The sequence below is a fragment of the Variovorax sp. 20P10.2.4 genome (assembly GCF_058244205.1).
In genome coordinates, this window is record NZ_JBZAYE010000181.1 from 1 (window position 1) to 12,272 (window position 12,272).

At 68.6% G+C, this 12,272-nt stretch carries 13 protein-coding genes; 9 read left to right on the forward strand and 4 right to left on the reverse strand.

Annotated features, from left to right (window positions below):
• Window positions 1–736: SDR family NAD(P)-dependent oxidoreductase (locus AC27VN_RS18215; protein WP_490877425.1), on the forward strand; the 736-nt coding region annotated here is incomplete at its 5' end.
• 50 nt (window positions 737–786) lie between these two features.
• Window positions 787–1,545, forward strand: a complete 759-nt coding sequence (locus AC27VN_RS18220) for a GNAT family N-acetyltransferase (protein WP_490877426.1) — start codon at window positions 787–789, stop codon at window positions 1,543–1,545.
• 9 nt (window positions 1,546–1,554) lie between these two features.
• On the opposite strand, the gene AC27VN_RS18225 is transcribed toward AC27VN_RS18220, so the two are convergent.
• Window positions 1,555–1,986 (reverse strand): GNAT family N-acetyltransferase, encoded by a 432-nt coding sequence (locus tag AC27VN_RS18225; protein ID WP_490877427.1) that lies wholly within the window; start codon window positions 1,984–1,986, stop codon window positions 1,555–1,557.
• Between the two features lie 273 nt (window positions 1,987–2,259).
• On the opposite strand from AC27VN_RS18225, the gene AC27VN_RS18230 reads away from it, so the two are divergent.
• From AC27VN_RS18230 to AC27VN_RS18260, 7 genes are all read left to right on the forward strand, one after another.
• Entirely contained in the window at window positions 2,260–2,637 is a 378-nt protein-coding gene (locus AC27VN_RS18230) for a RidA family protein (RefSeq protein WP_490877428.1), read from the forward strand.
• A 10-nt stretch (window positions 2,638–2,647) separates the two neighbouring features.
• Entirely contained in the window at window positions 2,648–3,895 is a 1,248-nt protein-coding gene (locus AC27VN_RS18235; RefSeq protein ID WP_490877429.1) for an NAD(P)/FAD-dependent oxidoreductase, read from the forward strand.
• 42 nt (window positions 3,896–3,937) lie between these two features.
• Window positions 3,938–4,906, forward strand: a complete 969-nt coding sequence (locus AC27VN_RS18240; protein ID WP_490877430.1) for a Bug family tripartite tricarboxylate transporter substrate binding protein — start codon at window positions 3,938–3,940, stop codon at window positions 4,904–4,906.
• 22 nt (window positions 4,907–4,928) lie between these two features.
• Complete coding sequence (locus AC27VN_RS18245; RefSeq protein WP_490877431.1) at window positions 4,929–6,425, forward strand: N-acyl-D-amino-acid deacylase family protein; 1,497 nt, start codon at window positions 4,929–4,931, stop codon at window positions 6,423–6,425.
• 4 nt (window positions 6,426–6,429) lie between these two features.
• The gene (locus tag AC27VN_RS18250) at window positions 6,430–7,260 is read left to right on the forward strand and encodes a LysR family transcriptional regulator (RefSeq protein WP_490877432.1); all 831 of its coding nucleotides are present in this window, start codon (window positions 6,430–6,432) and stop codon (window positions 7,258–7,260) included.
• Entirely contained in the window at window positions 7,257–8,150 is an 894-nt protein-coding gene (locus tag AC27VN_RS18255; RefSeq protein WP_490877433.1) for a LysR family transcriptional regulator, read from the forward strand. Before AC27VN_RS18250 ends, AC27VN_RS18255 begins: the two co-directional genes overlap by 4 nt.
• Before the next feature lie 65 nt (window positions 8,151–8,215).
• Complete coding sequence (locus AC27VN_RS18260) at window positions 8,216–8,731, forward strand: peptidylprolyl isomerase (RefSeq protein WP_490877434.1); 516 nt, start codon at window positions 8,216–8,218, stop codon at window positions 8,729–8,731.
• A gap of 19 nt (window positions 8,732–8,750) precedes the next feature.
• On the opposite strand, the gene AC27VN_RS18265 is transcribed toward AC27VN_RS18260, so the two are convergent.
• The 3 genes from AC27VN_RS18265 to AC27VN_RS18275 all read right to left on the reverse strand — a co-directional run.
• Window positions 8,751–10,328 carry a hypothetical protein gene (locus AC27VN_RS18265; RefSeq protein WP_490877435.1) on the reverse strand — a complete coding sequence of 526 codons (1,578 nt, stop codon included), beginning with the start codon at window positions 10,326–10,328 and terminating at the stop codon, window positions 8,751–8,753.
• A complete protein-coding gene (locus AC27VN_RS18270) occupies window positions 10,325–11,164 on the reverse strand; it encodes a hypothetical protein (protein WP_490877436.1) in 840 nt (279 codons plus the stop codon). Before AC27VN_RS18270 ends, AC27VN_RS18265 begins: the two co-directional genes overlap by 4 nt.
• A 64-nt stretch (window positions 11,165–11,228) precedes the next feature.
• The coding region (locus AC27VN_RS18275) for an acetate--CoA ligase family protein (RefSeq protein WP_490877437.1) at window positions 11,229–12,272 on the reverse strand (1,044 nt) is incomplete at its 5' end.

Here is a 12,272-nt window from a genome sequence, read left to right on the forward strand (position 1 = left end):
CGTGCTGGTACTGCCCTTCGAGGCCACCGACTACGACGCCCTGCCGGCCATCGTCGAACGCGCCGCCGGCTGGCAGGGCCGGATCGACGTGCTGATCAACAACGCCGGCATCGCCCAGCGCAGCCTCGCCATCGACACCGACCTCGCCGTCTATCGCCGCCTGATCGAAGTCGACTACCTCGCACCCGTCGCCCTCACCCAGCTCGTGCTGCCGCGCATGGCCGAGCGCCGCAGCGGCCACATCGCCGTGATCGGCTCGGTGGCCGGCAAGGTCGGCGCGCCGCTGCGCACCGGCTACAGCGGCGCCAAGCATGCGGTGCAGGGCTACTTCGATGCCCTGCGCGCCGAGGTCGAGCAGGCCTACGGCATCCGCGTCAGCGTCGCGCTGCCGGGCTCGGTGCGCACCGCGGTGTCGATCAACGCGCTCGGCGCCGACGGCAGCGCCCGCGGCCGTTCCGACGCGAACATCGACCAGGGCATGGAGCCCGCCGTCGCGGCCGGCCTGCTGCTCGACGGCATGGCTTCGGGCCAGCGCGAGATCGAGATCGCCGCCGGGCTGGAAGCGGCCGCGCTGCAACTGCGCCGGCACGACCCCAATCGCCTGTTCGACATGGCCGCGCAGGAAGGCGCACGGCTCGCGGTGCAACGCGAACAGCAGGGGGCGGGGGCGAGCTTCGATCCGGCGGATGTGCGGGCGGCGGGGACTTATGGGCAGGAAGGGCTGAAGGCCGCCTGAGCATTGCTGCGAAGGCCGGCGCGTCCCGGCGGTTGCCGCAGAATCCTCCCATGGATCCAGCAGCCGTCACCTCGTTCATCCGTTCGCTCGCTCATCGCGAGCACAACGAACTGGACGCATCCGTCTGCGCGCACGGAAGCACCACGAGGATCGTCTATCCGGCGCCATTGAGCTGGCCGTGGCCGCGTCGATTCGACTATACGAGCGAGTTCTTCTGCGCCGGCCCCGGTGCTGCCGGCCTGCAGGAAGTGAGCGAGGCCACCGGCGGCGAAGGCGAGCATGTGGTGAACCTGTTTTCCGCGGACCCGTCGGTCGATGCACGGGCTTTTCTCGATGCGGGGTATGCCGAGGCATGGGTCAGCACGCTGCTCGGCCGCGCGCTGCACACGCCATGGCATCGGTCCCTGCCGCACGAGGCCCATGTTCACGAAGTGGCCAGCAGCGAAGACATGGCGCGCCATGCGTCGCTGCCCGGCATCTCCAATCCCGGCATGCGCCAGGACCCGTTCATTCACAACTTCTTCGCCAGCATCGACAACGAGGTCGTCGCCAAGGGGCAGCTGGTCCACCTGCCGGGACACGCCGCCTATGTCTCCGACATGTTCACGACGCCATCGCATCGAGGTCGAGGGCTGTGCCATCTGGTCATGGATGCGCTCGAAGACAAGGCCAGAAGGCTCGGTGCCACGCACACCTGCCTCGCGCCAGGCCAGGAGGTGGCGGGCTTCGGGCTCTATGCCAAGTACGGCTACGGGCTGGTGGCTTGCCGGAGCCTGCTGGTCCGGCGTGATGACTGCGGTTTGAGCTGAACTCGCAGCTCAGCCCTGCGAAGCATAGAGATTTGGAAAATACCGCTCCATCAACGACTGCGGCCTGAGCGGTGCCGTGAACCCGAACCGCTCGTACAACCCATGCGCATCGCCCGTCGCCAGCGTGAAGCGACGCAGCCCCTGCAGCGCGGGAAAGCCCATCACCGCCTGCATGAGCGCCTTGCTGTACCCCCTCCCCCGATGCTCGGGCAGCACGAACACGTCGACCAGGTTCGCGAAGGTCGCGTGGTCGGAGATCACGCGGGCGAAGGCCACCTGGTCGGCACCGATGAAGCCGCCGAAGCACAGGGAGTGCTCGATCGAGCGCTGCACGACGGCCAGCGGAATGCCTCGGCCCCAGGTCGAGCTCTCGCTGAGGAAGCGGTGAACCAGGGCGACGTCGATCGCCGCTTTGTCGGTGGTGATGCGCAGTTCGGTCATGGTCGTTCGAGGATAGCGCAGGCCTGCTGATCGGGGCTGCGCGCGGCCTGCGCAAGAGGCGTTCCGGCCGCCTCGTCCCTGCTTCGAAACATCCGTTTTTTTCAACTGAAGACGGCCTCGAATATCAATTTACCGCACGGACGCCCGTCTTCAGAATTCGATCTCTTCAAGTGCTGGACGTCGTGGTCAGCCTTGCGCAAGAAGGCATGACGACGACGGCGCGGAACCCGCACGCATCGGCATCCGCCTCCCCACGGCAACGAGTTTTTCAACATGACCCTCCACATCAATCCCGCCAAGCTCCAGCATCGCAGCGACGCCGTCATCCATCGCGGCGGCGTCCATGTGTCGGGCGCCATTCCCTCGGATGTCTCGCAGGACATCCGGGGCCAGACCGCGCAGGTCCTGGCCGAACTCGACCGGCGCCTCGCGGCCGCGGGCACCGACAAATCGAACCTGCTGTCCGCCACCATCTGGCTGGTGGACGTCAACCGCGACGTGCAGGCCCTCAACGAGGTCTGGAATGCCTGGCTGGTTCCCGGTCGCGAACCAGCGCGCGCAACGGTCGGGGCCGAACTCCAGCTGGGTGCCAGCCTCGAGATCGCGGTGATCGCCGCCATTCCCGACGCGAACGGCGATGAGGCGCGCTGAGCCGGTCCAGATGCACGCGAACAAGGAAGTCCTGATACTGGGCGCCGGGATCGTCGGTCTCTCCACCGCGATCCATCTGCGCCGGCGCGGCATCGCGGCCATCGTGGTGGACAAGGTGGGGCCCGGTGCGGGTGCATCTTTCGGCAACGGCGGCCTGATCCAGCGCGATTCCGTGTTCCCCTTCCGGTTTCCACGCGACCTGCGCACGCTGCTGCGCATCGCGGGCAACCGCTCCATCGACGTGGCCTACACGACGCGGCAACTGCTGCGGATCGCGCCGATGCTGCTGCGGTACTGGAGCTGCTCCGCACCGGGGCCATACGCCGCGATCGTCCACAGGGAAGCGGCGCTCATCATGACCTGCCTCGACGAGCACCTGGACCTGGCCACGCAGGCAGGCGTGGCCGAGCTGTTTCGTCCGCTGGGCTGGGTGCGCGCGTTCTCCTCGGCCCGGGAGCTCGCATCGGCGGCGGAGCTCGCCGCCACGGCGCGGCGCGACTTCGGCGTCAACTTCGAGGTGCTCAGCGACAGCGGGCTGCGCAACGCCGAGCCCAGCTTCCAGCCACGCCGCGCGGGTGCGATCCATTGGACCGACTCGCTCTCGCTGAGCGATCCGGGCGCGCTGCTCGCCGCGCTGGCTAAGCTGTTCGTCGACCTCGGAGGCGCCTTGCTGAAGGGCGATGCGATGCAACTCGAGCGCCGGGGATCGCAGTGGACGCTCCCCACGGACGGCGGCACGGTGACCGCATCCGACCTCGTGGTGGCGCTGGGCGCCTTCTCCACGCGGGTGACGCAACGCTTCGGCTACAGCCCACCGCTGTTCGGCAAGCGCGGCTACCACATGCACTACGCCTTGCGCGACGGCGCGACATTGACCCGGCCCCTGATGGACACCGAGAGCGGCTTCCTGCTGGTGCCGATGACGCGCGGCGTGCGGCTGACCACCGGCGTCGAGTTCGATGCCGAGGACCGTCCGCCGACGCCCGTGCAGCTGGCGCGCGCGGAGCCCGTGGCGAAGCGACTGCTGCCGCTGGGCGAGCGCGTGGACACGCAGCCCTGGATGGGCATCCGGCCCTGCATGCCCGACATGATTCCCGTCATCGGGCCCGCACCGAAGGTGCCTGGCATGTGGTGCGCGTTCGGCCATGGCCACCAGGGCCTGACGCTGGGTCCCACCACCGGCCGGATGCTGGCGGAAATGATCGCGGGCGAATCACCCTTTCTCGATCCCCGCCCCTATCGAGCCGATCGATTCTGAGCGACCTCCATGTGCCAACCTGCTTCAACTCAAAGGACACTCATGCGATTCTCTGTTCCACACCTTCTTGCCGCGGTGGTCGCAGTGGTCGGGTTCTCGAGCGCCCACGCTCAAGGCTATCCCAACAAACCGATCCGGGTCATCGTCCCGTCGGCGGCGGGCGGTTCACCCGACATCCTCGTGCGAACGGTGGCCACCGAAGCCGGCCGCAGGCTGGGGCAGACCTTCGTGATCGAGAACAAGCCCGGGGGTGCCGGATTCATCGGGATGATCGCGATCGAGCAGGCCGCACCGGACGGCTACACCATCGGCTACGGAAACAACGCGACCTTGGCGACCAACAAGTCGCTCTTCAACAAGTTGCCCTACAAGCCCGAGAACCTGATTCCCATCGTTCTCCTCGCGAAGGTGCCGAGCATCATCGCCGTCAATCGCGGCGTGCCGGAAAACTCGTTGGCTGAGCTGCTGGCGGAAGCGAAGAAGAAGCCTGGCAAATTCACGTTCGGCTCCTCCGGACTCGGGACTTCTCCGCATCTCACCGGTGAGTTGATCAGCCAGTACGCCAAGTCGCCGCTCACGCACGTGCCCTACAAGGGAAGTCCGGCGGCGATCGCGGACGTGGTGGGAGGTCAGGTCGACATCATGATCGACAACATGTCGTCCATCGCTCCGTTCGTCAAGGACGGACGCCTCAAGCCCCTCGCCATCACCAGCACGACGCGGTCGCAGCTCTTTCCCGATGTGCCCACGGTCGCAGAGACGGTTCTGCCCGGCTTCGAAAGCGTGGGCTGGGGTGGCTTCGTCGCGCCCGCGGGCACTCCGAAGGCGACGATCACCAAGCTGAATGCGGTATTCAACGAAGTGCTCCACGATCCCCAGATGAAGGGAAAGCTGCTGTCGATGGGCATGGAGACGGCGGGAGGATCGGAGGAGGAGTTCAGGAAGTACGCCGAGTCCGAGGCCAGCAAATGGCGGCCCATCATCGAAAAAGCCAATATCCAAGTCAACTGAGGTCAACCGGGAAGTGGCAACCATGAAGAACAGAGAAAGCTTCGATCTGCTCGTCCTGAACGGCGTGCTCATAGACGGCAGCAGAAAGACTCGCTTCCGCGCCGACGTCGGCATTCGCGAAGGCCATGTGGCTGCGATCGGCGACCTGTCCGAAGCGACCGGCACCATCTCCATCGATGCACACGGGAAGATCGTCGCGCCTGGATTCATCGACTCCCACACCCACGACGATTTCTCGCTGATCCATCAGCCCGAGATGCTGTACAAGATTTCTCAAGGGGTCACCACCGTGGTCACGGGAAACTGCGGCGTGAGCCTGGCGCCGCTGCGACCGGACACGCCGATTCCCGCGCCGCTGGACATCGTGGTGCCCGATGGCGCACCGCGCTTCGAATCGTTTGCGGACTACCTGCGCGCACTGGCCGCAGCGCCGGCGTCGGTGAATGTCATCCCCCTGGTCGGCCATACGACATTGCGAGTCGTTGCCATGACATCGGTGGATCGCAGTGCCGACGTCGCCGAGATCGAGGCCATGAGACTGATGGTTTGCGAAGCGCTCGAGGCCGGTGCCTTCGGCCTGTCGACCGGCACGGCCTACCCGCCGGCAGCGCAGGCCTCCACCGCGGAAATCGTTGGTGTCGCGCAGCCGCTGACCGAGGCCTCGGCACTGTATGTGACCCACATGCGCAACGAGGATTCGAAGTGCATGGAGGCGCTGGAAGAAACGCTCGAGATCGGGCGCGCCCTGAGCGTTCCCGTCGTGGTCTCCCACCACAAGCACATGCTGCAGGAAAATTTTGGAAATTCGCCTGTCTCGCTGGCCAGGATATCGAGGGCCAAGGCATCGCAAGACGTGTCCCTGGACTGCTATCCGTACAACGCGAGTTCGACGACGCTGCACCTGGACCCCAAGCGACTGGCCTCGAAGGTGGTGATCGCGTCGAGCGATCCGCATCCGGAGTTCGTGGGCCAGACGATTGCGGATATCGCAGCGCTGTGGCAAGTGAGCAAGATGGACGCCGCGAAGCGGCTGCTTCCGGCGACGGCGGTCTACTTCAATCAGGACGAAGGCGACTTGCGCAACATCCTGGCCTATGACGACACGATGGTCGGCTCGGACGGCGTGCCCAAGGGCGAACGCCCTCATCCCCGGCTGTGGGGAACCTTTCCGCGCGTGCTGGGCCACTACTGCCGGGAAGTGGGCCTCTTCTCGCTCGAGACGGCGGTCTGGAAGATGTCGGGATTGACCGCCGGCAAATTCGGCCTGCGAGACCGGGGCACCCTCGAGGTCGGCAAGAAAGGCGATCTCGTGGTTTTCGATCCGGATACCGTGATCGACGAGGCGGACTACGATTGCCCCACGAGAGTCAGCACCGGCATCGAAGTGGTGGTCGTGAATGGCGAGCTGACCTACCGCAACGGCGCGCACACCGGCGCGCGCGCTGGACGCGTGCTGCGCCCCGCTCGACAATCCGCCGCAGCCACGCAGACCGCCGACCTCCCGCCCCCGACTTCATGACCGCATGCCTTCCCTCCAGCAGCTCGAGAGCCTTGTCGCGGTAGCGGACAACCTGAGCTTCCAGAAGGCGGGCGAGGCACTGGGCCTGGCCCAGCCCACGGTGAGCCGCAACGTGAAGCTGCTCGAGCAGGAGTTCGGACGGCCGTTCTTCGACCGGAGCTCGAGAACGGCGACGCTCAACGCGGAAGGCCGCGACCTGGTCACGCGCTCGCGGCGCATCCTGCACCTCAGGAACAACATCGACCGCTTTCTCGCCGGTTCCTCGAGCCCGCGCACCCGCCGCGTGGTGCTCGGTGTGCCCGAGCTCGTGGCCGCGACCTGGCTGCCGGCCTGGGCGCGCCTGGTCGAGGCGCACCTGCCGGCCTGCAAGCTGTCCGTGGTCGTGGCGGAGACGCACCGGCTGCCGCAGCTGCTGGCCTCGCGGGAGATCCAGCTCGCGGTCGCGCACGACCTGCCCGCCAGCTGCAAGGCCACGCGCATCGCGCTGCCACCGCTGAAGCAGCTTCGCTTCACTTCGGCTTTGCGCGAAGCCTCGGTCCCCGCAGCTAAAGACGACGGCACCGCCCAAAGCCTGCTGGTCGGCCAGATCTGCGCGGCCATCGTGGGCCTCGGGGATGTTACGCTGCCCAAGGAGATCGACCCGCGCTGGCTGCGCCGCTGCCATCTGCAGGCGGTGCGCTCGACACCGGCCGGCAAGCCCGTGCGCTACGAGATCGCCTACCTGACGGCCAACGCCTCGGCCCTGGTCGAGGACATCGCGCAGCTCGGCCGCCAGGCCTGCGACTTCCGCCGCTGGATGTCGCTGCCCTCATGGCTGCACGGAGGGCCGGCATGACCACGCTGGCGCGCATCCAGGCCTTCTACTGGAGCGCGACGCTGGGCTCGCAGGACGCGGCCGCCGAGCGCCTGCATGTCACGCCCTCCGCCGTCGCCAAGCGGCTGCACGAGCTGCAGCTCGAGTCGGCGCACGTGCTGTTCCATGCGGGGCGCAAAGGCATCAAGCTGACCTCGCACGGACGCCAGCTGCTGGGCTTCTGCGAGGCCATGATCGCGGAGACCACCCAGCTCGAGGCGCTGCGTCGATCGCCCACGGCAGGCGTGCGCAGCATCAGCATCGGGGTGACCGAGCTCACGGTCATGACCTGGTTCGGCGCCTTCATCTCGCGCCTGCGCGACCTGTACCCAGAGCTCGTCGTCGTGCCGCACGTCGACCTGTCGGGCACGGTGCGCGACATGCTGCAGGCCGGCAAGCTCGACATCGCCATCCTGCAGGAAGACTACGTGGCCCCCGAGATGTCGTCGATGCAGCTCGGCACCGTGCCCTTCGAATGGGTCTGCAAGCCCGGCCTGCTGCCCGCGGGCGGCATCGAGTCCATGCAGGACCTGCGGCGCCATCCCATCATCGACCAGGGGCCGGCCTCGGGACTCACCATGCTCGTGCAGAAGCTGCTCGGCAACACGGCTTCCGAGCCGGTGTGGGCCGTGGGATCGAGCAGCATGGTGGCGCTGGCGGCATTGGTCGAGGCCGGCTTCGGCATCAGCTGCATGCCGCGCGTGGTGGTGCGCGGAGCGCTGCGCGAACGCAGGCTGCAGCGCATACGCACCCAGCCGCCGGCGCCGTCGCTGAGCTACTACGCGGTGTTCCATCCGCATCACCATCCGATGATCGGCTGGTCGCTGGCCGCGCTGGCCAGGGAGTGCTGCAGCTTCAAGAGCCTGGCTTGATGCGGGGCCGTTGCAGAATGCGGTCCGATTTCATCCCCGCATCCACGGCCCTCCGGCCATCCCGCATGAACCTCGTGAAAACACCGTCCCCGCGCGTCGCGATCGCGCTTCTCGCGCTGATCCTGGCTGCGTGCCAGAGCACGAGCCCCCAGGTCACGGAAGCAGAACTCCGCGCCGAATACGCCCGCGCCAGCGCGGAGTGGACCGCCAGGTTCCAGGGCCAGTACGAATACGACGTGCGCCACATCATGGTCCGCACCCAGGCGCAGGCGGAAGCGGCGCTCGCTCGCGTGCGCGCCGGGGAATCGTTCGGCTCGGTGGCCAACGCGGTCTCCCTGGACGAAGGCTCCAATCGAAAGGGCGGCGAGCTCGGCTGGAACTTCGGCGTCTATTTCGTGCCGGAGTTCGCCGCGGCCATGGAGGCGCTGGGGCCGGCCGGAATGACCGATCCGCCGGTGCACACGCCGTTCGGCTGGCACGTCATCGAGGTGAAGCAAAGGCGCACCGCCATGATGCCGAGCTTCGAGCAGTCGAGGCCCAGTCTGGAGAAGCTGCTGCGGGACAGGAAGACGCGTCGCTGAGGCCCTGCGCCCGCGCGCCTCAAAGCCCTCTGCGTTCGGCTTCCAGCAGCGGCCGGTCGCGCTTGTGCACGACCGGCGATGCCGCCAGTGCATCGAGCGCCGCGCGGGCCTCCGCGCCGCGCCCCTGCGCGCGCAGCACGCGCGCCGCATGGAACTGCAGGCTCGCCCATTCCGGACGGTCGACCGCCACGGCACGCGCTGCATCGGCGGCGGGCACATCTGCCGCGGAGGGCTGGCGCGCCGTCATCAGCGCCGCCAGCAACCAGGCACTGTCCTTCGTTTCCTGCCATCGGGCCAGCGCATGGAGATGCTCGGCATCGCACACGCTGACGTCCTGCGCTTTCTGTGCGTCGGAGCAGCCCTGCACGGTCAGGACGAAATCGAACCACGCATGCCGCCGCAACGCCTCCCCGAGCACGCCCGTCGGCCGGTCGGGGGCCACCATCGGATAGAGCTCCTGGAAGAAATCCAGCGCACTCGATTCGTAGGGGTTGAACTCCGGCCGTTCCATCGCCGTCATCGTCATGCGCAGCGGGATTCCCGGCATGAGCTGAACGAACGCCCGGCGCGCGGTGTAGCGGATGGCCTCGTGCACCGGTGCCAGCGTGGCATCGGCGAGTGCCGCCTTCGCGCGGCTGTCGATGGCCTTGAACGCGGCTTCGACACGGGCGCCATGGCGCGCCGCCGGTTCCGCCACGGCGGCCTTGAACTCGGCGCCGCGCAGCTGGCGCCGCGTCCAGGCGTCCTCGAAGACCGCCTCCCATTCGGTGTCGCGCACGCCGTCGCGCAGCAGCGAGCGCAACGCACCGAGCGTGGCCCAGGGCCGCATCGGATGATCGGGCACGGCGGCGATGGCATCGAAGGCCTCCCGCGCGGCGACGAACTCGTCGCCGTAGAACAGCGCGGCGGCGCGCTGGTAGGCGTTCAATGCCTTCAGCTTCGCCGGCGCGCGGGCCGGCAGCAGTGCGGGCAGGGCCGGCATCTTTTGCACCGTGGCCGAACAACGCGCAAACACCGCATCCTGGCCGGCGACCCATGTCCGGCGATCCGCATCCTTCAGCGACGCATCGGCGACGAGCTCGCCCAGCGTGCGCGCGGCGAAGGCATAGGCGTCGGGACCGCACTGGCCGACCTCGATGTCCATCTCGCCGAACCCCGACACCTTCAGCTTGGCGGGCCGGAAGTAGCTCGGCGGCACGCTCGGCGCCTGCGACACCCACGCGGCACGCGCTTTCGACCAGGTGGCGATCTCGTCCTCGGCCGGAGGCGGCGTGGGCACGCCGCGGACCCAGTCCGACTGGCGACGATGGCTCTCGCGCGCCACGGCCCCCACGGGCAGATGCATCACGCGCCAGGCCACGAACAGGGACGCGCGGCCATAGTTCGACTGGATCAGGTCCAGCGTGCCGTGCGCATAGGCCCGGTTGTCGGCGGGGCCGTTGATGGGCTCGACGTAGTCGCTGCGCAGGCTGTCGGGCAGTTTGCTTTCGTCGTCGGCGGCCGCGGGGGCGGCATGGCCCGGCGCGGCGAGCAGGAGGCCACCGAGCGTGGCGAGTGCGATGCAGAGACGGCGCAAGGGTGTGCGGGGCATGTTCATGAGAGCGGATGAAGCGGAGGACGGGAGGGGTTGGACCATGCGGCCTCGTCGAACCAGTAGGCTCGCGTGGCGCGATCGAGAAGGGCCGCCGAGGGCGGATCGTTGGTGGCGAATCCCAGTGCATCGCCGCGGCAGCGGCGCGCCAGTCTCGGGTCGCCCTGTGCAAAGCGCCGCCGCCAATCCGCGGCCTGCGGTCCCAGGCGATAGAGCATGGGCACCACTTCGTCGACCGGCAGCCGATCGAGCCAGTCGCCTTGCGCGCACCAGTGCGCAAGTGCGGTGATGCTCAGCCGTGTGCCTGGCGGCAGCGCCTCGCGCACCGCGGCGACGAGCGCGCGGTAGGCATCGCGCTGGCGTGCCGGTGCCTCGAAGTCCAGTTGCAGCAGGCCGCCACCGGCCTCGGCGGCATGGGCCTGGCGGCGCACGGCCGCAAGCACCGCCTGCTGCTGGACGGGCGTGAATTCGTCGGGCGCGGAGGCGCCCGCTTCCACATGGATGACGGGAATGAAGCGAGCGCCCGCGGGAAGCGCCAGGGGTTGACGGCGTCCTCCCCGTTCGACGCCGGGGCCACGAAACACCAGCGACTCCACCAAGACCGCCGCCTGGCTATAGGAAGCCGCCTCGCCGGCTGCCGGGGACGGGCCGTTGCTGTCGGGCCAGATCCACGCCACGCCCTGCGCCAGGGATTGCGAGACGGCCATGGGCGGGATGGGTGCGGCCGCCTCCTGCCGCGTCATTCGTGCGTGCAGAAGACTCGCAAGCAGGCCGAGCAGGCCAAGCAGCAGCAAGGCCAGGCCCAGCGGCCGCCATCCTCCACGCTCGCTTCCTGCTTTCATCGACGGTCTCCCTCCGCGGAGGCGGAGTGTAGCCGTCGAGAAAGAAGACGCGCCGACGCCCTCGTCAGCCCTGCGCCAGCACCACCACCCCGTCGGCCGCCTTCACCCCCTGCCCCTTCGCGAGCACGAACAGCGGATTGATCTCGGCCGTCTCGAGCCGTTCGCCCAGTTGCCCCGCCATGCGCGAGAACGCGACGATCGCGTCGACCAGTGCGTCGACATCGGCCGGCGCCCGGCCACGGTAGCCGTCGAGCAGCGGCCAGGTCTTCAGTTCGCGCAGCATCGCGGCCGCCTCCTCGCGCGCCAGCGCGCCGCCCGGCGGCACCATGCGCAGCACGGTGTCGCCGACGAGCTCGGCGGTCACGCCGCCCATGCCGATCAGCAGCGCGGTGCCGAGCGCATCGCGGTGCAGGCCGAGGATCATCTCGGTGCCGCCCGTGACCATCTCCTGCACCAGGTAGCCCTCGGGCGCCTGGCCGGTGGCGGTCGCCACGTCGTCGTGCATGCGCGCCACGCGCGCGGCCACCTGCGATGCGGGCACGGCCACGGCCACGCCGCCGACCTCGGTCTTGTGGGTGATGCGGCGCGAGAGGATCTTGAGCACCACCTTCTCGCCCAATGCAGGTGCGGCCTCGGCCGCCTGCCGCGCATCGCGCACCGCGACCTCGCGCACACCCGGCACGCCGAAGCGCGCGAACAGCGCCTTGGCCTCGGCCTCGTCGAACGAGCCCTGCGCGGGCAGGCCCGCGAGGTCGACGATGGCGCCCGCCGACACGGCGTCCACCGGCGTCGCACCGTCCTGCATCAGCATGCCCTGCAGCGCCACGGTGCAGCTCTCGGGCGCGCTGAAAGCCGGCACGCCGCGACCGTTGAGCAGCGCGGCCACGGCCGGCGCATGCGGGCTCACGTAGGCCAGCACCGGCTTGCTCGTGCCCGGCAGGCAGTCGCGGATCGCATCGGCGACGAGGTCGGGCATGGCCAGCGCCGAGGAGCCGACGATGACCACCACCGCGTCGTAGCCCGGGCTGTCGAGCAACGCGCCGAGCGCGCGGCGCAGCAGTTGCGGCTGCAGGCCGGCCAGGGTCACGTCGATGGGATTGCGGTCGAG

Bases quoted from the DNA above. Each gene is read 5' to 3' on its own strand.
- AC27VN_RS18255 (WP_490877433.1), top strand. From the start codon at position 7,257: ATGACCACGCTGGCGCGCATCCAGGCCTTCTACTGGAGCGCGACGCTG.
- AC27VN_RS18240 (WP_490877430.1), top strand. From the start codon at position 3,938: ATGCGATTCTCTGTTCCACACCTTCTTGCCGCGGTGGTCGCAGTGGTC.
- AC27VN_RS18245 (WP_490877431.1), top strand. From the start codon at position 4,929: ATGAAGAACAGAGAAAGCTTCGATCTGCTCGTCCTGAACGGCGTGCTC.
- AC27VN_RS18265 (WP_490877435.1), bottom strand. From the start codon at position 10,328: ATGAACATGCCCCGCACACCCTTGCGCCGTCTCTGCATCGCACTCGCC.
- AC27VN_RS18270 (WP_490877436.1), bottom strand. From the start codon at position 11,164: ATGAAAGCAGGAAGCGAGCGTGGAGGATGGCGGCCGCTGGGCCTGGCC.
- AC27VN_RS18220 (WP_490877426.1), top strand. From the start codon at position 787: ATGGATCCAGCAGCCGTCACCTCGTTCATCCGTTCGCTCGCTCATCGC.
- AC27VN_RS18235 (WP_490877429.1), top strand. From the start codon at position 2,648: ATGCACGCGAACAAGGAAGTCCTGATACTGGGCGCCGGGATCGTCGGT.
- AC27VN_RS18250 (WP_490877432.1), top strand. From the start codon at position 6,430: ATGCCTTCCCTCCAGCAGCTCGAGAGCCTTGTCGCGGTAGCGGACAAC.
- AC27VN_RS18230 (WP_490877428.1), top strand. From the start codon at position 2,260: ATGACCCTCCACATCAATCCCGCCAAGCTCCAGCATCGCAGCGACGCC.
- AC27VN_RS18225 (WP_490877427.1), bottom strand. From the start codon at position 1,986: ATGACCGAACTGCGCATCACCACCGACAAAGCGGCGATCGACGTCGCC.
- AC27VN_RS18260 (WP_490877434.1), top strand. From the start codon at position 8,216: ATGAACCTCGTGAAAACACCGTCCCCGCGCGTCGCGATCGCGCTTCTC.